The sequence below is a fragment of the Streptomyces sp. NRRL F-5727 genome (assembly GCF_000719555.1).
In the GTDB taxonomy this organism is placed as follows: Bacteria; Actinomycetota; Actinomycetes; order Streptomycetales; family Streptomycetaceae; genus Streptomyces.
Genome location: NZ_JOGX01000025.1, coordinates 11,657 through 33,562, shown reverse-complemented (window position 1 = coordinate 33,562; position 21,906 = coordinate 11,657). Strand labels below are relative to the sequence as shown.

26 protein-coding genes and 1 tRNA gene are annotated in these 21,906 nt (G+C 72.8%); 12 read left to right on the top strand and 15 right to left on the bottom strand.

The annotated features are described in order from the left end of the window. Window positions 1–46: 46 nt before the first annotated feature. The 8 genes from IF73_RS0118575 (at window position 47) to IF73_RS0118540 (ending at window position 5,583) form a co-directional block, all read left to right on the top strand. Complete coding sequence (locus IF73_RS0118575; protein ID WP_031009307.1) at window positions 47–235, top strand: hypothetical protein; 189 nt, start codon at window positions 47–49, stop codon at window positions 233–235. A gap of 10 nt (window positions 236–245) precedes the next feature. Then, window positions 246–527 (top strand): hypothetical protein, encoded by a 282-nt coding sequence (locus IF73_RS0118570; RefSeq protein ID WP_031009304.1) that lies wholly within the window; start codon window positions 246–248, stop codon window positions 525–527. An 87-nt stretch (window positions 528–614) separates the two neighbouring features. Next, complete coding sequence (locus IF73_RS0118565) at window positions 615–1,340, top strand: class I SAM-dependent methyltransferase (protein WP_031009302.1); 726 nt, start codon at window positions 615–617, stop codon at window positions 1,338–1,340. After that, window positions 1,337–2,200 carry a bifunctional DNA primase/polymerase gene (locus tag IF73_RS0118560; protein WP_031009300.1) on the top strand — a complete coding sequence of 288 codons (864 nt, stop codon included), beginning with the start codon at window positions 1,337–1,339 and terminating at the stop codon, window positions 2,198–2,200. The genes IF73_RS0118565 and IF73_RS0118560 overlap by 4 nt, the downstream gene beginning before the upstream one ends. Then, entirely contained in the window at window positions 2,197–2,487 is a 291-nt protein-coding gene (locus IF73_RS42025) for a hypothetical protein (protein WP_107049283.1), read from the top strand. Before IF73_RS0118560 ends, IF73_RS42025 begins: the two co-directional genes overlap by 4 nt. Next, window positions 2,484–3,875 carry a DNA primase family protein gene (locus tag IF73_RS0118550; protein WP_037879649.1) on the top strand — a complete coding sequence of 464 codons (1,392 nt, stop codon included), beginning with the start codon at window positions 2,484–2,486 and terminating at the stop codon, window positions 3,873–3,875. The genes IF73_RS42025 and IF73_RS0118550 overlap by 4 nt, the downstream gene beginning before the upstream one ends. A 119-nt stretch (window positions 3,876–3,994) precedes the next feature. Beyond that, window positions 3,995–4,201, top strand: coding sequence for a helix-turn-helix transcriptional regulator (locus IF73_RS0118545; protein WP_031009294.1), 207 nt, complete (start codon window positions 3,995–3,997; stop codon window positions 4,199–4,201). Beyond that, on the top strand, window positions 4,198–5,583 hold the full coding sequence (locus IF73_RS0118540) for a tyrosine-type recombinase/integrase (protein ID WP_031009292.1): 1,386 nt from the start codon (window positions 4,198–4,200) through the stop codon (window positions 5,581–5,583). The genes IF73_RS0118545 and IF73_RS0118540 overlap by 4 nt, the downstream gene beginning before the upstream one ends. 152 nt (window positions 5,584–5,735) lie before the next feature. Here IF73_RS0118540 and IF73_RS0118535 read toward each other — a convergent pair. Then, window positions 5,736–5,817 (bottom strand) — tRNA-Tyr (locus IF73_RS0118535). Between the two features lie 182 nt (window positions 5,818–5,999). On the opposite strand from IF73_RS0118535, the gene IF73_RS0118530 reads away from it, so the two are divergent. From IF73_RS0118530 to IF73_RS0118515, 4 genes are all read left to right on the top strand, one after another. Beyond that, on the top strand, window positions 6,000–6,491 hold the full coding sequence (locus IF73_RS0118530) for a YajQ family cyclic di-GMP-binding protein (RefSeq protein WP_031009290.1): 492 nt from the start codon (window positions 6,000–6,002) through the stop codon (window positions 6,489–6,491). Window positions 6,492–6,565: 74 nt separating this feature from the next. Next, a complete protein-coding gene (locus IF73_RS0118525) occupies window positions 6,566–7,072 on the top strand; it encodes a methylated-DNA--[protein]-cysteine S-methyltransferase (RefSeq protein ID WP_199806667.1) in 507 nt (168 codons plus the stop codon). After that, window positions 7,069–7,695: an alpha-ketoglutarate-dependent dioxygenase AlkB family protein gene (locus IF73_RS0118520; protein ID WP_031009286.1), complete on the top strand. Its 627-nt coding sequence runs from the start codon at window positions 7,069–7,071 to the stop codon at window positions 7,693–7,695. The genes IF73_RS0118525 and IF73_RS0118520 overlap by 4 nt, the downstream gene beginning before the upstream one ends. An 8-nt stretch (window positions 7,696–7,703) precedes the next feature. Then, a complete protein-coding gene (locus IF73_RS0118515; protein WP_031009284.1) occupies window positions 7,704–8,930 on the top strand; it encodes an APC family permease in 1,227 nt (408 codons plus the stop codon). Here the strand turns inward: IF73_RS0118515 and IF73_RS0118510 are convergent. The 14 genes from IF73_RS0118510 to IF73_RS0118445 all read right to left on the bottom strand — a co-directional run bounded on the left by IF73_RS0118510 (window position 8,896) and on the right by IF73_RS0118445 (window position 21,768). Beyond that, window positions 8,896–9,912, bottom strand: a complete 1,017-nt coding sequence (locus IF73_RS0118510) for a hypothetical protein (RefSeq protein WP_031009282.1) — start codon at window positions 9,910–9,912, stop codon at window positions 8,896–8,898. The two genes, IF73_RS0118515 and IF73_RS0118510, sit on opposite strands and share 35 nt — an antisense overlap. Before the next feature lie 3 nt (window positions 9,913–9,915). After that, window positions 9,916–10,320, bottom strand: coding sequence for a YccF domain-containing protein (locus tag IF73_RS0118505; protein WP_031009280.1), 405 nt, complete (start codon window positions 10,318–10,320; stop codon window positions 9,916–9,918). Beyond that, complete coding sequence (gene htpX / locus IF73_RS0118500) at window positions 10,317–11,180, bottom strand: zinc metalloprotease HtpX (RefSeq protein WP_031009278.1); 864 nt, start codon at window positions 11,178–11,180, stop codon at window positions 10,317–10,319. Before htpX ends, IF73_RS0118505 begins: the two co-directional genes overlap by 4 nt. A 155-nt stretch (window positions 11,181–11,335) precedes the next feature. Continuing rightward, the gene (gene mscL, locus IF73_RS0118495; RefSeq protein WP_031009276.1) at window positions 11,336–11,791 is read right to left on the bottom strand and encodes a large conductance mechanosensitive channel protein MscL; all 456 of its coding nucleotides are present in this window, start codon (window positions 11,789–11,791) and stop codon (window positions 11,336–11,338) included. A gap of 34 nt (window positions 11,792–11,825) precedes the next feature. Beyond that, on the bottom strand, window positions 11,826–13,358 hold the full coding sequence (locus tag IF73_RS0118490) for an NADH-quinone oxidoreductase subunit N (RefSeq protein ID WP_031009274.1): 1,533 nt from the start codon (window positions 13,356–13,358) through the stop codon (window positions 11,826–11,828). Then, a complete protein-coding gene (locus IF73_RS0118485) occupies window positions 13,358–14,935 on the bottom strand; it encodes a complex I subunit 4 family protein (protein WP_078868124.1) in 1,578 nt (525 codons plus the stop codon). The genes IF73_RS0118490 and IF73_RS0118485 overlap by 1 nt, the downstream gene beginning before the upstream one ends. Before the next feature lie 3 nt (window positions 14,936–14,938). After that, window positions 14,939–16,918 carry an NADH-quinone oxidoreductase subunit L gene (locus tag IF73_RS0118480; RefSeq protein ID WP_031009269.1) on the bottom strand — a complete coding sequence of 660 codons (1,980 nt, stop codon included), beginning with the start codon at window positions 16,916–16,918 and terminating at the stop codon, window positions 14,939–14,941. Continuing rightward, entirely contained in the window at window positions 16,915–17,259 is a 345-nt protein-coding gene (nuoK, locus tag IF73_RS0118475) for an NADH-quinone oxidoreductase subunit NuoK (RefSeq protein WP_031009267.1), read from the bottom strand. The genes IF73_RS0118480 and nuoK overlap by 4 nt, the downstream gene beginning before the upstream one ends. After that, complete coding sequence (locus IF73_RS0118470; protein WP_031009266.1) at window positions 17,259–17,810, bottom strand: NADH-quinone oxidoreductase subunit J; 552 nt, start codon at window positions 17,808–17,810, stop codon at window positions 17,259–17,261. The genes nuoK and IF73_RS0118470 overlap by 1 nt, the downstream gene beginning before the upstream one ends. After that, window positions 17,807–18,388 carry a NuoI/complex I 23 kDa subunit family protein gene (locus IF73_RS0118465; RefSeq protein WP_031009263.1) on the bottom strand — a complete coding sequence of 194 codons (582 nt, stop codon included), beginning with the start codon at window positions 18,386–18,388 and terminating at the stop codon, window positions 17,807–17,809. Before IF73_RS0118465 ends, IF73_RS0118470 begins: the two co-directional genes overlap by 4 nt. Beyond that, window positions 18,388–19,356: a complex I subunit 1/NuoH family protein gene (locus IF73_RS0118460; protein ID WP_031009261.1), complete on the bottom strand. Its 969-nt coding sequence runs from the start codon at window positions 19,354–19,356 to the stop codon at window positions 18,388–18,390. The genes IF73_RS0118465 and IF73_RS0118460 overlap by 1 nt, the downstream gene beginning before the upstream one ends. Next, window positions 19,353–20,795 (bottom strand): NADH-quinone oxidoreductase subunit C, encoded by a 1,443-nt coding sequence (locus IF73_RS0118455; RefSeq protein WP_037879642.1) that lies wholly within the window; start codon window positions 20,793–20,795, stop codon window positions 19,353–19,355. Before IF73_RS0118455 ends, IF73_RS0118460 begins: the two co-directional genes overlap by 4 nt. Further along, the gene (locus IF73_RS0118450; protein ID WP_031009256.1) at window positions 20,792–21,385 is read right to left on the bottom strand and encodes an NADH-quinone oxidoreductase subunit B; all 594 of its coding nucleotides are present in this window, start codon (window positions 21,383–21,385) and stop codon (window positions 20,792–20,794) included. The genes IF73_RS0118455 and IF73_RS0118450 overlap by 4 nt, the downstream gene beginning before the upstream one ends. Beyond that, window positions 21,376–21,768, bottom strand: a complete 393-nt coding sequence (locus tag IF73_RS0118445) for an NADH-quinone oxidoreductase subunit A (RefSeq protein ID WP_031009254.1) — start codon at window positions 21,766–21,768, stop codon at window positions 21,376–21,378. Before IF73_RS0118445 ends, IF73_RS0118450 begins: the two co-directional genes overlap by 10 nt. Between the last annotated feature and the right edge of the window lie 138 nt (window positions 21,769–21,906).

Below are 21,906 nucleotides of genomic sequence, written 5' to 3'. Positions count from 1 at the left end.
CCACAGCCTCCCACCGCCCCAGAACCACCGTCAAAGGAGTAGTTCCGTGGCCATAACGATCTCCCTGGTCTTCCTCTTCGGACTCGTCCTGTTCTTCCTGCTCCGCTCCGGCTCCCTCGGCTACGGCTCCGCGTTCACCGCCGCCGGATTCGGCTTCTTCCTCGCCTCCACCGGAGCCGCCGGCCCCATCAACCAGCTCGCCAGCAGCGTCATCGACGCCCTCTCCAACCTCTGAGGAACCGCCCATGCATCGTCTGCGCCTCCGGCTGGCCCACTGGCCCCGCCGCACACTCATCCTGACCGACACCCCCCGCCCCGACTGCCCCGCCTGCGACGGCGCTGGCGGGCACAACCGGGACTACGGCGACTACGAGACCGGCGAGTACGCCGGGACCGAGTGGACCCCCTGCCCCTGCTGGGACGAGGACCGCCGCTGGCCCCTCCTCCCGCTCCCGCGGCTCCCGCGCCGCCGACGGCCCCACCTCGACCCGTGGGGCAACAGCCACAGCGACGAACCGCCCTTCTGACAACGCCGAGGGCGGCCCCCCATCTCGCCAAAGAACGGGACCGCCCTCGTGATCCAGACCGCTAGCTACGAACTGGAGACACCCAGCATGACGCATCTCTTCCCGATCCGGCGACGCGGCGACCGGCCGTGGCTGCTGGACCTGTACTGCTGCGCCGGCGGCGCAGGCACCGGCTACAACTGGGCCGGGTTCAAGGTCGTCGGGGTCGACATCGCCCCGCGCCCGAACTACCCCTTCACCTTCCACCAGGCCGACGCCCTCACCTTCCTCGCCGACCTGATCACGTCAGGGGAGATCGGACGGTTCTCGCTCATCCACACCTCGCCGCCGTGCCAGGCGAAGTGCAACCTGTCGGTCGGCACCAACGCCTCCCGCGGCTGGGGCGGCGACCACGTCGACCTGGTCGCCCCCACCCGGGAGCTGCTGGAGGCATCCGGCCTGCCGTACGTCATCGAGCAGCCCAACGGACGGGCGGAGATCCGCCGGGACGTGTGGCTGTGCGGGGAGATGTTCTCTCTCGGCGTCCTGCGCCACCGCAACTTCGAACTCGGCCGCTGGACCGCACCCCAGCTCACCCACCCCAAGCACCTCGGTCGGGTGCGCGGATGGCGGCACGGCGAGTACCACGACGGGCCCTACGTCGCCCCATACGGCAACGGCGGCGGCAAGCCGTCGATCCCCGAGTTGCAGGCGGCCATGAACATCACATGGACCGACGTCCGCGAGGAGCTGACCGAGGCCATCCCGCCCGCCTACTCCCGCTACCTCGGCGCCTGCTTCCTGGCCCAGACCCGCGCAAGGAGGGCAGCATGAACAGCCTCCCCACCACCGCCCTCGGCCTCGCTGAACACGGACTCCCGGTGCTGCCCCTGCTCGCCGACAAGCGGCCCTTCGGCCTCTGCCGGGCCTGTGAGGGCCTGGCGTGCGGCGGACGCCCCAACATGAAGATCCCCGGCCCCTGCGCTTGCCCGTGGCCCTGCCACGGCTGGGCAGCGGCCACCACCGACCGTCACACCCTCACCTCCCCGCAGTGGGCGGCTGCGTGGCGGCGTGCACGGGCCATCGGCTACCACCCCGGCGGCGCCGGCGTCACCGTGGTCGACCTCGACAACGCCCACGCTGTCACCTGGGCCCGCACCGCGCTCCCGCCCACCACGACCGTGCAGACGACGCGCGGGGAGCACTGGATCTACTCCGGGGCCATGCGGTCCGCGAACAAGGTCCGGCCCGGGGTCGACATCAAGTCCCTCATGGCCTACGCCCGCTGGCTCGGCCCCGGTATCGGCCCGATCACGGTCCTTCCGCCATCCGTCCTCGCCTTGGTGGAGAGGGAAGAGTCCACCCCCGCCCGCGCGGCCGTGGACTCTTCCGCCCCGACCCGGTGGGACCGCAGCGTCGCCACCGGCTGCCGCCACACCCCGGCGTTCGTCCAGACCGGTCTGGAGCGCGGTCTCGACAGCATCAGGGCCCACCCGGAACAGGGCGCCGGCACCGCCGCCTACGGCGCCGCCCGCTTCCTCGCCGCCCGACACACCGCCTGCCCCGGCCCCTGCGGACTCGACGGCATCGCCGAGGACCTGATGGCCGCCGCCATCGCCGTCGGCGTCCCCGCCCCGTACGCCCGCCGGTGCGTCACCAACGGCATGAACGCCGCCCTGGGAGCCGCCGCATGACCGCCCGACCGCCCCGGCCCACCCCGGCCGTGGGCGCCGAGAAGGTCGTCGCCGAAGGCGTCCGCTCTGGCTTGGACCCGCACCCGGCCGACGGCCCGCGGAAGGTGGGGTTCCTGCGGATCGCCGCACCCGCCCGGCGGGGTGGGGAGCCGCGGGCGGAGTGGTTCTGCTCCTGCGGGCGGTACGAGACCGTCCGGGGCGAGAGCCGCGTCCACGCCCTGATCGCTGCCCACGACGCCCACCGGGCCGTCTGCCCGCTGCTGAGCGACGGGAGGAGTGCCGCATGACCGAGGAACTGCCCTCGCCGTCCAACCCGCTCGCTGTCGCCCGCCGGATCATGCCCGACTGGCACACCGAGGACGGACACCTGCGGCTGCGCCGCTGGCGCGGGTCGTGGATGCGGTGGACCGGCACCTGCTGGCGGGAGTACGACGAGCAGCAGATGCGCGCCGGGCTCTACAAGCGCCTGGAGCACGCCACCTTCTTCGCCGGCGTCGACAAGAACGGCGAGCCGGAAGTGCGGGAATGGGCACCCACGAAAACGAAGATCAGTAATCTGCTCGACGCGCTCGGGGCCATCACGCTCCTGCCCACCGAGACCGACGCGCCGTCCTGGATCGACGGCGAGCGGGGCAAGCACGACACGAGCCCGATCGTCGCGTGCCAGAACGGGCTGCTACGCATTCGGGACCGGAAGCTGCTGCCGCACGGTCCCGGCTTCTTCAACCTCGTGTCCGTCCCGTACGACTACGACCCGACGGCGACCGCCCCGGCCTGGGAGGCATTCCTCCGGGGCATCTGGCCCGACGACCCCGACTCCATCGCCGCGCTGCAGGAGTGGTTCGGGTACGTGCTCTCCGGACGGACCGACCAACAGAAGATCCTGCTCATGAAGGGCCCGTCCCGCTCCGGGAAGGGCACCATCGCCCGCGTTCTGAAGGAGCTGGTGGGCAAGGAGAACCTCGCCGGCCCCACGCTCGCGGGGCTCGGCTCCAACTTCGGGCTGTCCACCCTGCTCGGCAAGCCGCTCGCCGTCATCTCCGACGCCCGGCTGTCCGGGAAGGACAACGGCCAGGTGGTCGAGCGGCTGCTCACCATCTCCGGTGAGGACACCATCGACATCGACCGGAAGTTCCGCGACCCGTGGACCGGGAAGCTGCCCACCCGGCTGATGATCCTGACCAACGAGCTGCCGAACTTCGGCGACTCCTCCGGCGTCATCGCCCGCCGCTTCGTCGTGCTCAACATGACGGTCTCCTGGCTCGGCAAGGAGGACACCGGGCTCACCGGCAAGCTCGCCGCCGAGATGCCCGGGATCCTGAACTGGGCTCTCGACGGCCTCGCCCGCCTGGAGCGCGCCGGCCGGATCACCGAGCCCGCGTCCTCGCAAGAAGCCGTCATCACCATGCAGGACACCGCCTCACCGACCAGCGCGTTCGTCCGCGAGCGCTGCACCACCGGCCCCGACAGGCAAGTCCCCGTGGACACCCTGTGGGCCGCCTGGCGGGAGTGGGCCGAGGACAACGGCATCCGGGCCATCGGCACGAAGCAGATGTTCGGCCGCAACCTCCTGTCCGTCGTCCCCCAGCTCCATCGATCCCGGCCCCGCGACGCCTACGGCCAGCAGGTGCCCACCTACCTCGGAATCACCCTCAACCTCACCGCCCCGCAATAGCCGGAGTCGCGACTCAAGCGACTCAAGCACCTCTCCGGAGCCGTCCCGAGCCGCTCTGAGTCGTTTGAGTCGCGACACACAGCAATGCGAACCCAACTTCGCCCCGTGGAGGAGACCCGATGGCCCGCACCGCCCGCCGCCGTCAGCCCGCCGACGAGTGGCTTCCCCTGACCGACGTTCTCGCCGAGATCGGCATCACCCGAGCCACCTACTACCGCTGGCGCAACCGCGGCTACGGCCCCGTGGTGAAGCGCCTGCCCAACGGGCACCTGCGGGTCCGCCGCAGCGCGCTCGACGCCTTTCTGAACGAACTGGAGACCGCGTGACCGAGTGGAGCTACACCGTACGAATCTGGAGCATCAGGAAGCGGCCGTACCGCAAGCCGTACCAGCTCCGCTGGCAGGTCGGCACGCGGCCGCACTCCGAGTCCTTCCTGACGCTCGGGCTCGCGGAGAGCCGGCGGGCGCAGTTCATCACCGCTACCCGCGAGGGTGAGCCGTGGGACGTCGACAGTGGCCTGCCGAAGTCGATGGTCCAGAAGACGAAGGACATCTCCTGGTACCAGCACGCCAGGAACTACGTGGAGATGAAGTGGGACCACTCCCCCGCATCCACCCGGCGGAACCTCGCCGAGGCCATGGCGACCGTCACGCTCGCCCTGGTGAAGGACACCAAGGGCATGGGTGACCAGAAGGCCGTGCGCCGCGCGCTCTACACCTGGGGCTTCAACGTGAACCGGTGGAAGGAGGAGACGCCGGCGGACATCGCCGCACTCCTCGCGTGGGTCGAGCGGAAGTCCGTCCCCACCTCCCAGCTCTCCGACCGGATGCTCGTCCGCCGTGCGCTGGACGCCTGCGCGCGGCGGCTGGACGGGGAGACGTCGTCCGGGTCGGTCATCGCCCGGAAGCGGGCCATCTTCCACCAGGCCCTCGGCATCGCCGTGGACGCCGAGCTGCTGGGCGAGAACCCCATGGCAGCCCTGAAGTGGAAGGCGCCGGAGCGGGTCGAGGAAGAAGTCGACCCCGAGGCCGTGCCGGATCCGGCGCAGGCCGCCGCGCTCCTCTCCGCCGTCGGCCGGCAGGGGGACCGCGGGCGACACCTGGAGGCGTTCTTCGGGTGCCTGTATTACGCGGGCGCCCGGCCTGGGGAGCTGGTCGGGATCCGGCTCCAGGACTTCGACCTGCCCCGACGCGGGTGGGGGCTCGTACGGCTCCGGGAGAGCCGGGCCCGGTCCGGCAGCTCCTGGACGGACAGCGGCGAGGCCCACGACCGGCGCGGCCTGAAGCACCGGACCCGGAAGGCCGTGCGGCACGTCCCGATCCCGCCCGAGCTGGTGGCGAAGCTCCGGTGGCACGTCACGTTGTACGGCACTCACGAAGACGGGCGGATCTTCCGGACCGCCCGCGGCGGGATGGTCCAGGAGAGCGGGTACGGCGAGGTCTGGGCGAATGCCAGGCAGGAAGCGCTCAGCCCGTCCGAACAGGAATCGAAGCTCGCCAAGAGGCCGTATGACCTTCGTCACGCCGCCGTCTCCACGTGGCTCAGCTCCGGCGTCGAGCCTCAGCTCGTCGCCCAGCGGGCGGGCCACTCGGTCGCGGTCCTCTTCCGGGTCTACGCGAAGTTCCTGAAGGGCGGCGACGAGGCCGCGAACGCCAAGATCTCCGCCCGGCTGAACCAGCACCGCGCCGGCGTCCCCGCGGGGGTCTGATCGGCCCGTACGGCCGTCCACGCGCCGTCCACACAGGCTGGTAGAGGGCGGTATCGAGCGGCACTGAGTGAGACAGTCGCGCCCTGGTCCAATGTTTACACGCAAACGGCCCCTGATCGCGTTTCCGCAGATCAGGGGCCGTTCATGAAGCGTGGCGACGCCAGGATTCGAACCTGGGTAGGCTAAGCCGACGGATTTACAGTCCGCTCCCATTGGCCACTCGGGCACATCGCCATGGGTTGCTGCCTTGGTTCACCGCTGTTCTGCGGTGTTCCCCGGCAACGACGTAAACAATACCTGATCCCGGGGGGTGGTTCGCCACCGGATTGATCGACGGGTGATCAGAGGTTCGGGCGGTGGCTCACCCCCTAGGCTTTGGGGGTACCCCACAGCACCCGAGCAAGGAGCCACTAGTCATGGCCGACTCCAGTTTCGACATCGTCTCCAAGGTCGAGCGGCAGGAGGTCGACAACGCCCTCAACCAGGCCGTGAAGGAGATCTCGCAGCGCTACGACTTCAAGGGAACCAACGCCTCGATCTCGTGGTCGGGCGAGAAGATCCTGATGCAGGCGAACGGCGAGGAGCGCGTGATGGCGATCCTCGACATCTTCCAGTCCAAGCTGATCAAGCGCGGGATCTCGCTGAAGTCGCTGGACGTCGAGGGTGAGCCGCAGCTGTCCGGCAAGGAGTACAAGCTCTTCGCGTCGGTCACCGAGGGCATCTCGCAGGAGAACGCCAAGAAGGTCGCGAAGACCATCCGGGACGAGGGCCCCAAGGGCGTCAAGGCGCAGGTGCAGGGCGACGAGCTGCGGGTCAGCTCGAAGAGCCGGGACGACCTGCAGGCCGTGCAGGCGCTGCTCAAGGGCAAGGACTTCGACTTCGCGATCCAGTTCGTGAACTACCGCTGACCCCGCGTCCGGCCGGTCAGGGTCGTGTCCGAAAGCCGCCAGCCGTGCGGCGGCGGGGCTCGCACACTGGAGGCATGGACGACATCACCGTGTACGCGTACGCCGACGGCCCCCTGGGCGAGATGCTGCTGACCGGGCAGGTCTCGACGGGGGGTCGCGCCGTGCTGCGGTCGCTCTCGCTGCCGGGGCAGAAGGGGGCCGTGGCGGTCGGGGACGGCTGGGTCCGTGACCAGGCGGCCTTCGCCGGGGTCGTGGGGCAGCTGGAGGAGTACTTCGCGGGGCGGCGGGAGCGGTTCGACGTGCCGCTGGCCGCGGACGCCGGGACGGAGTTCCAGCGGCGGGTCTGGGCGGCGCTGGAGGAGATCCCGTACGGGACGACCGTGAGCTACGGCGAGATCGGGCGGCGGGTCGGGGCCGGCGGGGCCGGGGTCCGGGCCGTGGGGACGGCGATCGGGCGGAATCCGCTGCTGGTGGTGCGGCCCTGCCACCGGGTGATCGGCGCGGACGGGAGTCTGCGCGGGTACGCGGCCGGGCTCGAGCGCAAGCGGTCGCTGCTGGATCTGGAGGGAGCCCTCGCGTGACCGAGGGGCTGTTCCCGCGCGGGCGGGCCGAGCCGGCGCCGGGCGCGGTGCACGTGCCGGGGTGGCTGCCGGTCGAGCGGCAGCGGGACCTGGTCGCGGCCTGCCGGGAGTTCGGGCGCGGGCCGCTGGCGTACCGGCACACCGTGCTGCCCGGCGGGGGCGTGATGTCGGTGCGGTCGCTCTGTCTGGGGCGGCAGTGGGTCCCGTACCGCTACCTCGACTCGGTCGCGGTCGAACTGCCGGACTGGCTGGTCGCGCTGGGGCGGGCCGCGGTGGCCGAGGCGTACGGGGACGACGGCGGTTTCGCGCCGGACACGGCGCTGGTGAACTTCTACGGGGACGGCGCCCGGATGGGCATGCACCAGGACCGGGAGGAGCGGTCCGGGGCGCCGGTGGTGTCGCTGAGCCTCGGCGACCGGTGCGTCTTCCGGCTGGGCAACGCCGAGGGGCGGGGGCGGCCCTGGAGCGATGTGGAGCTGGGCTCGGGGGACCTGTTCGTCTTCGGCCGGGAGTCGCGGTGGGTGTACCACGGCGTGCCGAAGGTGTTTCCTGGGACCGCCGATCCGTCGCTCGGGCTCACCGGGCGGCTCAACATCACTCTGCGGGAGACAGGTCGATCGTGACCACGGAAATGCGCCGGTCCCTCGGCCTCTTCGACGCCGTCGTCATCGGGCTCGGCGCCATGGTGGGCGCCGGGATCTTCGTCGCCCTCGGGCCGGCGGCCGGCGCCGCCGGGACCTCGGCCGGGCTGCTGACGGCGCTGGGGCTGGCCGCGGTGGTGGCGTACTGCAACGCGATGGCCTCGGCCCGGCTGGCCGCCCTCTATCCGGAGAGCGGCGGTACCTATGTGTACGGTCGCGAACGGCTGGGTCCCTTCTGGGGGTATCTGGCGGGCTGGGCCTTCGTGGTGGGCAAGACGGCCTCCTGCGCGGCGATGGCGCTGACCGTGGGGGCCTATCTGTGGCCGGACCAGGCGCACGCGGTCGCGGTGGCCGCCGTGGTGGCCCTGACGGCCGTCAACTACGGGGGTGTGCAGAAGTCGGCGCTGCTCGCGCGGGTGATCGTGGCGGGGGTGCTGGCGGTGCTCGCGGCGGTCGTCACGGCCTCGTTCGCGGGTGCCCCGGGCGGCCGGTTCGGGCTCGGCGGGGAGGTCACGGCGGGCGGGGTGCTGCAGGCCGCGGGTTTGCTCTTCTTCGCGTTCGCGGGGTACGCGCGGATCGCCACGCTCGGCGAGGAGGTGCGCGATCCGACACGGACGATCCTTCGGGCGGTGCCGATCGCGCTGGGACTCGCGCTGGGTGTCTACGCCCTGGTCGCGGTGGGGGTGCTGGTCGCGGTCGGGCCGGTCGCGCTGGCCGACTCCGCCGCGCCGCTCGCCGACGCCGTCCGGGCGGCGGACGCCTCCTGGCTGGTGCCGGTGGTGACCGCGGGGGCGGCGGTGGCGGCGCTGGGCTCGCTGCTGTCGCTGATCCTCGGGGTGTCCCGTACGACGCTGGCGATGGCCCGGGACGGGTATCTTCCCGGCGGGCTGGCCGCGGTGCACCCGCGGTTCCGGGTGCCGCACCGGGCGGAGCTGGCGGTGGGCGCGGTGGTGGCCGTGGTGGCGGCGACGGCGGACGTGCGGGGCGCGATCGGCTTCTCCTCCTTCGGCGTCCTGGTCTACTACGGCGTCGCCAACGCCTCGGCGTGGACGCTGGGCGGCCGGAACCGGGTCCTGGCGGCGGTGGGCCTCGCCGGGTGCGCGGCGCTGGCCGGGGCGCTGCCGCTGGGGTCGGTGCTGGCCGGGGCGGGGGTGCTGGCGGCGGGCGTGGTGGCGTACGCGATCAGTCGAGGACGACCTGGACACCCTCGGCCCTGAGGCCGTCGACCCACTCCCGGAAGGTGGCCGGGCGGGGCTCGGTGCGGAGCGGGGTGACGCCGAGGCAGGCGCGGGCGATGTCGGCGTGGTGCCAGACCAGGGTGCAGCCGGCGAGCTCGGCGCCGAGGGCGCGCGGGGAGCTGAAGGGGTAGGCGAGGCCGGGGCCGTGGACGGCCTCGGTGAGGGCGCAGACGAGGCCGTCCTCGTCGGTGATCCCCCGGCCGTCGAGCGGGTACGTGGCGCCGGGGACGGGTTCCGGGAGGTCGTAGGAGCGGAGGCCGGCCTCGTGCCGCCAGACGGCGCGGGCGGCTCCGGTGAAGCGGCGCCAGGTGCCGGGTTCGGCGGGGCCGCGGTGGTCGCGGAAGAGGTCCCAGACCTCGCGGGTCTGCCGCGGTATCAGGCCGGTGCGGGGGAAGGCCACGGTGAGGTCGAGCAGGCCGTGGTGGCCGCGGGCGGCGTCCCAGCCGGTGACGGGGCCGGCCGCGCCCTCGTGCTGGAGGTTCCCGCTGCGGCGGAGGACCTGGTAGCGGACCTCCTCGAAGCCCGGGGCGCCGGCGGCGAGGGCGTCGCGGAGGGCGCCGCGCGGGGAGCAGCCGAGGAAGGTGACCTCGGTGGGGAGGGGGTCCGGGCCGGGGAGCGGGATGAGGTGGGCGCAGGGGATCGCGCCGGTGGCGCCGCCGTGGAGGCGGCGGGGCGGGCCGGCCGCCTCGATGGTGACGACGTCGCCGCGGGCGTCGAGGACGCGGACGGCGGTGAACCGCCAGGGGCCGTCGGGGGTCTCGACGTCGAGGGTGCCGAGCGGGGCGGAGCCCTCGACGATGGCCTGGGTGACGGCCCGGGCGAGCTCGCCGCGGGGTTCGCAGCCGCGGAGTTCGTGGCGGAGGCGGGGGTGCGGGGCGGGGTCGCCGTAGAGGCCGTCGACGTCGTGGCAGAGGGCGAGGACGTGACGGCCGGAGAGCAGGGCGTAGCGCGGTTGGTGCACGGGTCAGAAACCGGCGCGGACGGGGCCGTACGCCTGGTCGGTGGGGACGATGTCCTTGCCGAGGGGGAGCAGGGAGACGGGGATGAGCTTGAAGTTCGCGATGCCGAGCGGGATGCCGATGATCGTGACGCACAGCGCGATGCCGGTGACGACGTGGCCGATGGCGAGCCACCAGCCGGCGAGGATCAGCCAGAGCACGTTGCCGACGCAGGAGGCGGCGCCGGCGTCGGGCTTGTCGACGACGGTGCGGCCGAAGGGCCAGAGGGCGTAGAGGCCGATGCGGAAGGCCGCGAGGCCGAAGGGGATGCCGATGATCGTGATGCAGAGCAGGAGGCCCGCGGCGAGGTAGGCGAGGAACAGCCAGAAGCCGGAGAGCACGAGCCATATGACGTTGAGGATGGTCTTCACGGACGGCGACCTGCCATCTCTTCGAGGCGAGCGATCCGCTCGGCCATGGGCGGGTGGGTCGAGAACATCTTGGACAGCCCCTGCCCCGGGCGGAAGGGGTTCGCGATCATCATGTGGCTGGCGGTCTCGATCCGCGGCTCGGGCGGCAGCGGGAGCTGCCTGGTGCCGGCTTCGAGTTTCCGGAGGGCGTCGGCGAGGGCGAGCGGGTCGCCGGTGAGGGAGGCGCCGGAGGCGTCGGCCTCGTACTCGCGGGAGCGGGAGATGGCGAGCTGGATGATCGAGGCGGCGATGGGGCCGAGGACGAGGATCATCAGGTAGCCGAGGAGGCCGGGTCCGTCGTCGTCGCTGGAGCGGCCGACGGGGATCAGCCAGGCGAAGTTGACCAGGAACATCACCACGGAGGCGAGCGCGCCGGCGACCGAGGAGATGAGGATGTCCCGGTTGTAGACGTGGCTGAGCTCGTGTCCGATGACGCCGCGGAGCTCGCGCTCGTCGAGGAGGTGGAGGATGCCCTCGGTGCAGCAGACGGCGGCGTTGCGCGGGTTGCGGCCGGTGGCGAAGGCGTTGGGCGCCTGGGTCGGGGAGATGTACAGGCGGGGCATCGGCTGGCGGGCCTGGGTGGAGAGCTCCCGGACCATCCGGTAGAGGGCGGGGGCCTCGAACTCGCTGACGGGGCGGGCGCGCATGGCGCGCAGGGCCAGCTTGTCGCTGTTCCAGTACGCGTACGCGTTGGTGCCGATCGCGACGACGAGTCCGACGATCAGGCCCGTACGGCCGAAGAAGCTGCCGATGACGATGATGAGGGCGGAGAGCCCTCCGAGGAGTACGGCGGTCCTCAGCCCGTTGTGCCGGCGGTGCACGGTACGCCCTCCAAGTGGTGCGGCAGGGGAACCCTTTGCTTCGTGGTCCACGCGTCCAGTGGACCCTCACGTACTGGTCAACGCCAGGCGGGAGGCTGCGGTTCCCCCGGCCGCACCGGGGGCGTGTTGCGCCGTTCGGGTGATCCCGGCCGGGGTCAGCGGGCGGCGGGGATCTTCTCCAGGCCCGTGAGGTCGAGGGTGGGCTCGACCTCGCTGGTGCAGTGGGCGCAGCGGGTGGCGATGGCCGGGATCTCGGTGAAGCAGCGGGGGCAGTCGCGCTTCTCGGACTTGGGGTCGGCGGCCTCCTCCTTGGCGAACCTCTCCTGGACCTTCGCCATGGGGACGACGAAGAGGAAGTAGAGGACGAGCGCCGTGATGGCGAAGGCGATGGTGGCGGAGATCGCGAGGCCGTAGGGGAAGACGGTCTTGCCGACCTGGAACCTCGCCTCGCTGAAGTCGCCGACGGAGCCGGTGGCGAGGCCGATGAGCGGGGTGATGAACGCCTTGCTGAAGCCGGTGACGACGGCCGTGAACGCCGAGCCGACGGCGAGGCCGATCGCCATCGAGACGACGTTCCCGCGCAGTATGAAGTCCTTGAATCCGTTCAGCACGGCGTGTTGCTCCTCGGGGGTTACGTGAGGGGGGTCAGAAGAGGCCGGCCGTGGCGAAGCGGAGGGCGAACTGCGGGTAACCCGACAGGACGACTCCGACGACGGCGGTCAGCGCGATCGCCAGGGTGACGGGCGCGGGGGCCCGGTGCGTGGTCCCCTCGACGGCGTTCTCCGGCGTGCGGAACAGCAGGGCCGTCCACCGCAGGTAGTACGCGAGGCCGATGACGACGTTGACGCCCATGACCACGGCCAGCCAGCCGAGGCCCGCGTCGACGGCCGACGAGAACACGGTCACCTTGGCGAAGAGGCCGATGATACCCGGGGGCAAACCGGCCAGATTCAGGAGGAAGAAGGCGAGCGCGAGGGCGGCGGCGGGGCTGGCGGCGTACAGCCCGGCGTGGTCGGCGATCCGCTTGCCGGGGTGCGTACGGGCGACGAGGGCGACGACGGCGAAGGCGCCGAGGTTCACGACGGCGTACATGAGGGCGTACGCGACGGTGGCGCCGATCTGGTCGTCGCCGGAGTACGCGGCGGCGGCGATCGGCACCAGGAGGTAGCCGGCCTGGGCGACGGAGGACCAGGCGAGCAGCCGGATCGCGCTGCCCGCGCGCGTGGGGTCCTGCCGGAGCGCGGCGACGTTGCCGGCGGTCATGGTGAGGGCGGCGAGGACGGCGAGGGCGGGGCCCCAGACGTCGGCGTACGCGGGGAAGGCGACGACCGTCACCAGGATGAGGCCGGTGAAGCCGACGGCCTTGCCGACGACCGACAGGTAGGCGGCGACGGGCAGCGGAGCGCCGCTGTAGGTGTCGGGGACCCAGAAGTGGAAGGGGACGGCGGCGATCTTGAAGGCGAAGCCGACGAGGGTGAGGGCGACGCCGGTCTCGGCGAGGGTCTGGAGCTGTCCGGGGACCTCGTCGAGGCGGGCGGCGATCTCGGTGAGGTGGAGGGTGCCGGTGGCCGCGTAGACGAAGCTGACGCCGAGCAGGGTGACGGCGGTGGCGGTCACCGAGGAGAGGAAGAACTTGAGGGCGGCCTCGCTGGAGCGCCGGTCGCCGCGCTTGAGGCCGACGAGCGCGAAGGCGGGCAGCGAGGCGACCTCCAGGGCGACCACGAGGGTGGCGAGGTCGCGGGAGGCGGGCAGCAGGGCGGCTCCGGCGGCGGAGGAGAGCAGCAGGAACCAGTACTCGCCGGCCGGGAGCTTCGCGCGCGTGGCGGGCAGCGAGAGCAGCGCGGTGAGGAGGGCGCCGCCGAGCACCAGCAGCTGGATGACCAGGGTGAAGTCGTCGGCGGTGTAGCTGCAGCCGGCGGTCTGCGCGTGGCTGTCGGTCTGGGCGCCGGCGGTGAGGCAGAAGGTGGCCCGGTCGCCGGAGCGCAGCGGCAGGAGCAGGGCGAGGGCGGCGGTGAGGCCGGCGATCGAGGCCCAGCCGAGGAGCTGCTTGCGCTCGGCGGGGACGAACAGGTCGGCGACGAGGACGCCGAGCGCGACCAGGGCGGTGAGCGTCGGGGGTGCGATCGTCAGCCAGTCGACGGACTGGACGAGGGAGGCGTCGGCGGTGCTGGCGGACATCACTGGGTGCCTCCCGCGAGGAGCTGCTGGACGGCCGGGTCGGTGAGGCCGAGGAGGACCGCGGGCCAGAGTCCGGCGAGGACGGTGAGGGCGACGAGCGGGGTCCAGGCGGCCAGCTCGTACGGCTGGACGTCGGCGAGCTCCGGTTCGTCCGCGGGGCGCGGGCCGCCCATGCAGACGCGGCGGACCACGATCAGCAGGTAGGCGGCGGTGAGCAGGGTGCCGAGGCCGCCGAGGGCCATGAAGACGAGGTAGGCGGGGCGGCTCAGTCCCTCGGCCGGGTCGAAGGCGGCGAAGAGGGCGAGCATCTCGCCCCAGAAGCCGGCCAGGCCGGGGAGGCCGAGGGAGGCGACGGCGGCGAAGGCGAGGAGGGCGCCGAGGCGGGGGGCGCGGCCGTAGAGGGCGGCGCCGGTGGCTCCGGCGAGGGTGTCGAGGTCGGCGGTGCCGTACCGGTCCTTCACGGCGCCGACGAGGAAGAACAGCAGGCCGGTGATGAGGCCGTGGGCGATGTTGGCGAAGAGCGCGCCGTTGACGCCGGTGGGGGTCAGGGTGGCGATGCCGAGGAGGACGAAGCCCATGTGGCCGACGGAGGAGTACGCGATCAGCCGCTTGAGGTCGCCCTTGGCGCCGGGCCTCGCCAGGGCGAGGCAGGCCAGGGAGCCGTAGACGATGCCGGCGGCGGCGAAGGCGGCCAGGTAGGGGGCGAGGGTGTGCATGCCGTCGGGGGCGATCGGCAGCGCGATGCGGACGAACCCGTACGTGCCCATCTTCAGGAGCACGCCGGCGAGGAGGACCGAGCCGACCGTGGGGGCGGCGGTGTGGGCGTCCGGCAGCCAGGAGTGCAGCGGCCACATCGGGGTCTTCACGGCGAGCCCGAGGCCGATCGCGAGAACGGCGGTGACCTGCACCGACGTGGTGAGTCCGCGGCCGTTGTCGGTGGCGAGTGCCACCATGTCGAAGGTGCCCGCCTTGATCCCGATCAGGAGCAGGCCGAGCAGCATGACCACGGAGCCGAGCAGCGTGTAGAGGATGAACTTCCCGGCGGCGGCCCGCCGGCCCTCGCCGCCCCAGCGGGCGATGAGGAAGTACATCGGGACGAGGACCATCTCGAAGGCGAGGAAGAAGAGGACCAGGTCGAGGACGGCGAAGGTGGCGAGGGTGCCGGCCTCCAGGACGAGCAGCAGCGCGACGAACGCCTTCGGGGACGGGCCCGTGGGCGGCTTGGAGTAGGAGTACAGCGCGCAGAGGAAGGTCAGCAGCGCGGTGAGGAGCAGGAGGGGGAGCGAGATGCCGTCGACACCGAGGTGGATCCGCACGTCCAGTGCCCTGATCCAGCTGATGTCCGTGGTCGCCTGCATCCTCGACGGGTTGTCGTGGTCGAAGCCGAGGGTGAGGGCGAGCGCGGCGAGGAGGATCGCGCCGGTGACGGTGACGCCGTGGCGGAGCACCGCCTGGTCGGGCGACTTCCCCTTCAGTCCGGGCGGGGCGGGCAGGAGCGCGGCGACGGCGCCGAGGAGCGGCGCGACGACGATGAACGCGAGAAGGAACTGCATCACGGATTCGCTGATATCGATCACGGCTCACGCTCCGGCGAAGGCGTTGGCGAGGGCGACGGCGGCGATCGCCAGGACGACGGAGCCGGCGAGCAGGGCGCTGAGGTAGGTCTGCGTGTTGCCGGTCTGGGCGCGGCGGACGAGCCAGCCGAGGCCCTTGGCGGTGCCCGCGGCACCGCTCACGTAGGTGTCGACGACCTCGCGGTCCAGGAAGCGGACCAGGGAGGCGGCGCCGAGCACCGGGCGGACGAAGACCTTCCGGTAGAGGGCGTCCAGGTGGAAGCCGGCGGCGGCCGGACCGTACAGCGGGCCGAGGAGGGCGCGGCCGGGGTCGGCCGGGTCCTCGGCGGGGTGCGGAAGGTGCAGCGCCTCGGCCTCGACCAGACCCGCCTCGGCGTCCGGGTGGGCGACGTGCGGGGCGGCCGGCTGGGGGACCGCCCGGACGGCGAGGCTCCGCCAGACGGCGTAGGTGACGGCGCCGCCGGCGACGGCGAGGCCGGTGCCGAGGACGGCGGTGGTGAGGGTCGGGAGGAGGCTCTCGCCGTCGAACCAGTCGTCGAGGACGAGCGCGCTCAGGCCGAAGCCGAGGGAGGGGACGGCCAGGACCCACAGGACGGAGGTCATGGCGATCGGCTGGCGTCCGTGGTCCGGCGCCTCCGGGCCCCGGCCGCGGAAGGTGCGGAGCCAGAGGCGGAGGGCGTACGCGGCGGTGAGGAGGGCCGTCAGCAGGCCCGCGACGAGGACGGTCCAGCCGGCCCCGGCGGGGACGCCGGGCCGGTCGCCGAGCGCGGTGTGCTCGGCGGCGACCAGGACCGCCTCCTTGGAGAAGAAGCCCGCGAACGGCGGGATCGCGGCGAGCGCGAGGAGGGCGACGGTCATCGTCCAGTACGCGTCGGGGATCCGCTTCGCCAGGCCGCTCATCCGGGACATGGCGGTGAGCGAGTTGGTGCCGGCGGCGTGGATGACCGCGCCGGCGGCGAGGAAGAGCAGCGCCTTGAAGGCGGCGTGCGAGAGGAGGTGGAAGACGGCGGCGCCCCGGTCGCCGACGGCGAGCGCGCCGGCCATGTAGCCGAGCTGGCCGATCGTCGAGTAGGCGAGGACCCGCTTGATGTCGTCCTGGGCGAGCGCGGCGAGCGCCGAGCCGACCATGGTGACCGCGGCCATCACGGCGAGCACGGTCATCGCGGCGGCGGAGGCGGCGAAGACCGGGAGCAGCCGGGCGACGAAGTAGATGCCGGCGGCGACCATGGTGGCCGCGTGGATGAGCGCGGAGACCGGCGTCGGGCCGGCCATGGCGTCGGGGAGCCAGGTGTGCAGCGGGAACTGCGCGGACTTCCCGGCGACGCCGGCGAGCAGCAGCAGCGCCACGACGGTGGGGTGGTCGAGGTCGCCGCTCGCGACGGCGGACAGGACGCCGTCGATGCGGAAGGTGCCGGCGTCGGCGGCGAGGGCGAAGAGCCCGAAGAGGAAGGGGACGTCGCCGAGCTTGGTGACGAGGAACGCCTTCAGGGAGGCGGAGCGCGCCTCGGGGGTCTCCCAGTAGTGCCCGACGAGGAAGTACGAGCAGATGCCCATGATCTCCCAGCCGACCAGGAGCACCATCAGGTCGCCGGTGTAGACGACGAGGAGCATCGCGGCGGTGAAGAGGGAGACCAGCGCCGCGTACGAGGGGTAGCGCGGGTCCTCGCGGAGGTAGCCGGTGGAGTAGACCTGCACGCAGCTCGCGACCACGCCGACGAGGACGGCGACGAGGGCGGCGAAGCCGTCGACGTGGAGGCCCAGGGTGATCGGGACGGAGCCGGTGGGGGTCAGCTCGGTGGCCGCGTCGATGACCGTGTTCCCGCCCTGGCGGACGGCGACGAGGACGGCGAGGACGGCGGCGGCGAGCGTGGGGAGGACGGCGAGCGGCCGGACGAAGCCGGGCGCGGTGCGGCCGACGGCGAGCCCGGCGGCGGCGCCGAGGAAGGGCAGCAGGGGGACGAGGACGGCGAGGGTCGTGGTGGTCACGCGGCGGCCTCGGCCTTCTCGTCGGTGCTCTCCGGGGTCTCCGCGGTGTCGCGGAGGCGGTCGACGTCGGCCGTGCCCCGGTTGCGGTAGACCATCAGGACGATGGCGAGGCCGATGCCGATCTCGGCCGCCGCGATGGCGATGGTGAAGAGGGTGAGGGCCTGGCCGGCGTGGAGGGCGTCGCGGAGCCAGACGTCGAAGGCGACCAGGTTGAGGTTGACGGCGTTGAGCATCAGCTCGACCGACATCAGGACCAGGATCGCGTTGCGGCGGGCGAGGACGCCGTACAGGCCGACGCAGAAGAGGAGCGCGGCGAGGACGGCGGGGTAGGCGAGGTGCATCAGTCCCGCTCCCCTTCCGGCTTCTTGCGGGACAGGACGATGGCGCCGACCAGGGCGGCGAGCAGCAGCACCGAGAGCGCCTCGAAGGGCAGCACCCAGTGCCGGAACAGGATCTCGCCGGTCACACCGGTGGAGCCCTGTGCGGGCCCGTCCAGCTCGATCCAGGTGGTGCGGAAGGCGTCGGCGACCACCCAGACGAGGGCCGCCGCGGCGGCGACCGCGACGGCGAGGGCGACCGGCCGGTTGCCGGAGTCGGCGTCCGGGGAGCGGCCGATCGGCGCCCTGGTCAGCATGAGCCCGAAGAGGAGGAGGACGACGACCGAGCCGACGTAGATGAGGACCTGCACCCAGGCGATGAACTCGGCGGTCAGCAGGAGGTACTCGACGGCGAGGCCGCCGAGCGCGACGACCAGCCAGAGCGCGGCGTGCACGAGCTGCTTCGTGGTGACGGAGACGATCGCGGCGCCGAGGGTGACGAGGCCGACGAGGAGGAAGGCGATCTCGACGCCGGAGGGCGAGAGGAAACCGTGACTCTGTGCTGCCAGGTTCACTGCGGGCCCTCCTGCTGCTGGGCATCGGCGGCCGGCGCCTCGGCGGCGGCCTGGGCCGCGGCGGCCTTCTCGGCGGCCTTGCGGGCGGCGGCGATCTCCTTGGGCTCCTCGGCCGCCGGGTCGAGCGCGGGCGGCTCGGGGACGGTCCACATCCAGTCGCGGAGCTTGTCCCGCTCGTGGGTGAGCTCCAGGATGTCGGTCTCGGCGTACTCGAACTCCGGCGACCAGAAGAGGGCGTCGAAGGGGCACACCTCGATGCAGATCCCGCAGTACATGCAGAGGGAGAAGTCGATGGCGAAGCGGTCGAGGACGTTCCGGCTGCGCTCGCGGCCGCCGGGGGCGGCGGGCGGCACGGTCTCCTTGTGGGAGTCGATGTAGATGCACCAGTCGGGGCACTCGCGGGCGCACAGCATGCAGACCGTGCAGTTCTCCTCGAACAGCGCGATCACCCCGCGCGACCGGGGCGGCAGCTCGGGCTGCGCGTCCGGGTACTGGGCGGTGACGCTCCTGCGCGTCATGGTGCGGAGGGTGACGGCGAGGCCCTTGGCGAGGCCGGAGCCGGGGATCTTCGGGGACATCAGCTGATCGCCACCTTCACGATGCCGGTGAGCGCGATCTGCGCCAGGGCGAGCGGGACGAGGGTCGTCCAGGCCAGCTTCTGGAGCTGGTCCTCGCGCAGCCGGGGGTAGCTCACCCGCAGCCAGATGACGACGAAGGCCAGCACGGCGGTCTTGAGGAGCGTCCACAGCCAGCCGAGGCCGTCCGCGCCGCCGGGGCCGTGCCAGCCGCCGAGGAAGAGGACGGTGGTGAGGCCGCAGAGGACGACGATGCCGGCGTACTCGGCGAGCAGGAAGAGCGCGAAGCGCAGGCCGGTGTACTCGGTGTACGCGCCGAAGATGATCTCCGAGTCGGCGACCGGCATGTCGAAGGGCGGGCGCTGGAGCTCGGCGAGGCCGGCGACGAAGAAGACCAGCGCGCCGACGATCTGCCACGGCACCCACCACCACTCGAAGGCGTCGAGGACGCCGGTGAGGGAGACGGTGCCGGCCGCCATCGCGACGGACGCGGCGGCGAGCAGCATCGGCAGCTCGTACGCGAGCAGCTGGGCGGCGGTGCGGAGGCCGCCGAGGAGCGAGAACTTGTTGGCGGACGCCCAGCCGGCCATCAGGCTGCCGAGCACGCCGACGCCCATGACGGCCAGCACGAAGAAGATGCCGGCGTCGACGAGCGCGCCGACGGCGCCGTCGCCGGGGCCGACCGGGATCGCGACGAGGACGAGGAGGTACGGGAGGAGGGCGACGGCCGGCGCGAGCTGGAAGACGCGCCGGTCGGCGTCCTTCGGGACGACGTCCTCCTTCTGCGCGAACTTCACGCCGTCCGCGACGAGCTGGGCCCAGCCGTGGAAGCCGCCGGCGTACATGGGACCGAGCCGGCCCTGCATGTGGGCCATCACCTTGTGCTCGGTCTGCCCGACGACCAGCGGCAGCACGAGGAACGCGGCGAAGACGAGCAGCAGCCGGACGGCGACGTCGAGTGCGTCGTTCACGCGGGATCGCCTCCGGCGGGGTCGGGGTGGGTGTCGGTGTCGGGGTCGCGGTCGCGGTCGGGGTCGCGGTCGGGGTCGCCTGCGGCGGGCCTGGCCTCCGGCGCGGGACCGTCCGCGGCGGGCTCGACGTCGGGCTTCGCCTCCGGCGCGGGCTCGCCTGCCGCGGGGGTCGCGTCGGGGGTCGCCTCGGGCGCGGGCTCACCTGCGGCGGGCGTCGCGTCGGGGGTCGCCTCCGGCGCGGGCTCACCTGCCGCGGGCGTCGCGTCGGGGGTCGCCTCCAGCGCGGGCCCGCCTGCCGCGGGCGTCGCGTCGGGCTTCGCCTCGGGCCCGGGCTCACCTGCCGCGGGCGTCGCGTCGGGGGTCGCCGGCGCGGGTCCGCCTGCGGCGGGCGTCGCTTCGGGGGCCGGGGGTTCGTCGAAGGCCGGGCGGGCGTGGTGCCAGGGGGCGTCCGTGCTGCGGGTGCGGGGCGGCGGCGAGGGGGCGGCCGGGGGTTCCGCGGCCTGCTCCGCCTGCTGGCTCGCCGAGCCCTGGCTCGCGCTGCGCATGCGGCGCGGGGTGCCCGGGGCGGTCTGGCTCGCGGAACCCTCGGACGCGGAGCGCGTCCGGCGGGCAGCCGGAGGGGCCGCCGGGGCCTCGGGAGCGGCCGGGGGCGCACCGGTCGCCGGGGTCTCGGGGGCGGCCGGGGCCGCCGGGGGCGTCTGGCTTGCGGAGCCTGCCGCCGCGGAGCGGGTCCGGCGGGCCGGGGGTGCGCCGGCCTCCGGGGCCGCCGGGGGCGTCTGGGTCGCCGAGCCCGCCGCGGCCGTGCGGGTGCGGCGGGGGCGGTTGGCGGCGGCGGCTCGGGCGGGGCGTTCGGGGGCCGGGGGGAGCTGGCCCTTGAGGGGGCCCCATTCGTTGGGGTCGGGGACGCCCGGCGGGAGCATCTGGCGGCGCTTGGGGCCGCCGTCGTGCGCCTCGCCCGGCTCCTTCGCGCCCGGCCACGCCTTGGCGACGCGGGCCGCGAGCACGAAGTCCTTGCGCAGCGGGTGGCCCTCGAAGTTCTCGGGGAGGAGGAGCGGGGTGAGGTTCGGGTGGCCCTCGAAGACGACGCCGAACATCTCGTGGGTCTCGCGCTCGTGCCAGGCCGCGCCCGCGTACACGCCGACGGCCGTGGGGAGCGTGGGGGCCTCGTGGGGGACGGTGGTGCGCAGCAGCAGGCGGCGTACCCGGCCGCGCTCCAGGGCGACGACGTGCGCGCACACGCGGAAGCCGGTTCCGGGCTCGTCGACCGCGCTGAGCCAGTCGAAGTAGGTGCAGCCGAGCTCGTCGCGGGCGGTGCGCAGCGCGTCGAGCCAGTCCGTGACGGGGACGTCGACGGTCAGCAGGTCGTACGCCCGCTCCGCCGCCGCCTCGTCGCCGAACAGGTCCGTCACGGCTTCGGGAAGGGAGTCGTAGCGGTTCATCGGTCGTCGCCTCCCGGCGGCGGGGTGACCAGCGGGCTGGTGAGCTGGGAGACCGAGGCCGGCGCCGTCGTGCCGTACCGCTCGCCGAGGTTCTCGCGGGCGATCTTCTCCTGGAGCTTGAGGATGCCCTGGAGGAGCGCCTCGGGGCGGGGCGGGCAGCCGGGGACGTACACGTCGACGGGGATGATCTGGTCGACGCCCTTGGTGACGGAGTACGAGTCCCAGTAGGGGCCGCCGCAGTTCGAGCAGGCGCCGAAGGAGATGACGTACTTCGGCTCGGGCATCTGCTCGTACAGCCGCTTCACGGCGGGCGCCATCTTGTCCGTCACCGTGCCGGAGACGATCATCAGGTCGGCCTGGCGCGGGCCCGGCGCGAAGGGGATCACGCCGAGGCGGATGAAGTCGTGGCGGGCCATCGACGCGGCGATGAACTCGATCGCGCAGCAGGCGAGGCCGAAGTTGAAGACCCACAGGCTGTAGCGGCGGCCCCAGTTCAGGACCACCTTCATGGGCTCGGGGGCCAGGCGGGAGAGCGTTCCCAGCTTCGGCGCGGGCAGGGGCACGGCGCCCCCTGCGGGTGTTACGTCCATGCCAGGACGCCCTTCTTGTACGCGTAGAGCAGGCCGACGGCCAGGAAGCCGAGGAAGACGAACATCTCGACGAGGGTGGTGGCGCCGTAGCCGGGCGCGGCGAAGACCGTGGCCCACGGGAAGAGGAAGATCGAGTCGACGGCGAAGATCACGTAGAGGAAGGCGTAGACGTAGTAGCGGACCTGGGTGTGGGCCCAGCCCTCCCCCACCGGGTCGACGCCGCACTCGTAGGTGAGCAGTTTCTCCGGGGTCGGCACGACGGGCCGGAGCAGCCGGCCGGCGCCGAAGGCGACCGCGACGAAGAGCACGCCGACGACGGCGAGCAGGCCGACGACGGAGTACGTATCGAAATAGTCCGCCGCGACTACGGTCGGTTCCCGCACGTCCGCCGCCCCTCAGTCCCTCGCCGCCGTCTTCACGGACGCGAGTCTAGGCCCTGCTAAAAGCAGCGTAAGCAGGTGCGGGTGGGGATATCCCCCGGGACCGACACCCACCTCCCCCATGGTCCGGAGGGGGCGGGG

Bases quoted from the DNA above. Each gene is read 5' to 3' on its own strand.
- IF73_RS0118570 (WP_031009304.1), top strand. From the start codon at position 246: ATGCATCGTCTGCGCCTCCGGCTGGCCCACTGGCCCCGCCGCACACTC.
- IF73_RS0118565 (WP_031009302.1), top strand. From the start codon at position 615: ATGACGCATCTCTTCCCGATCCGGCGACGCGGCGACCGGCCGTGGCTG.
- IF73_RS0118560 (WP_031009300.1), top strand. From the start codon at position 1,337: ATGAACAGCCTCCCCACCACCGCCCTCGGCCTCGCTGAACACGGACTC.
- IF73_RS42025 (WP_107049283.1), top strand. From the start codon at position 2,197: ATGACCGCCCGACCGCCCCGGCCCACCCCGGCCGTGGGCGCCGAGAAG.
- IF73_RS0118550 (WP_037879649.1), top strand. From the start codon at position 2,484: ATGACCGAGGAACTGCCCTCGCCGTCCAACCCGCTCGCTGTCGCCCGC.
- IF73_RS0118545 (WP_031009294.1), top strand. From the start codon at position 3,995: ATGGCCCGCACCGCCCGCCGCCGTCAGCCCGCCGACGAGTGGCTTCCC.
- IF73_RS0118530 (WP_031009290.1), top strand. From the start codon at position 6,000: ATGGCCGACTCCAGTTTCGACATCGTCTCCAAGGTCGAGCGGCAGGAG.
- IF73_RS0118525 (WP_199806667.1), top strand. From the start codon at position 6,566: ATGGACGACATCACCGTGTACGCGTACGCCGACGGCCCCCTGGGCGAG.
- IF73_RS0118515 (WP_031009284.1), top strand. From the start codon at position 7,704: ATGCGCCGGTCCCTCGGCCTCTTCGACGCCGTCGTCATCGGGCTCGGC.
- IF73_RS0118490 (WP_031009274.1), bottom strand. From the start codon at position 13,358: ATGTCCGCCAGCACCGCCGACGCCTCCCTCGTCCAGTCCGTCGACTGG.
- nuoK (WP_031009267.1), bottom strand. From the start codon at position 17,259: ATGCACCTCGCCTACCCCGCCGTCCTCGCCGCGCTCCTCTTCTGCGTC.
- IF73_RS0118465 (WP_031009263.1), bottom strand. From the start codon at position 18,388: ATGTCCCCGAAGATCCCCGGCTCCGGCCTCGCCAAGGGCCTCGCCGTC.
- IF73_RS0118455 (WP_037879642.1), bottom strand. From the start codon at position 20,795: ATGAACCGCTACGACTCCCTTCCCGAAGCCGTGACGGACCTGTTCGGC.
- IF73_RS0118450 (WP_031009256.1), bottom strand. From the start codon at position 21,385: ATGGACGTAACACCCGCAGGGGGCGCCGTGCCCCTGCCCGCGCCGAAG.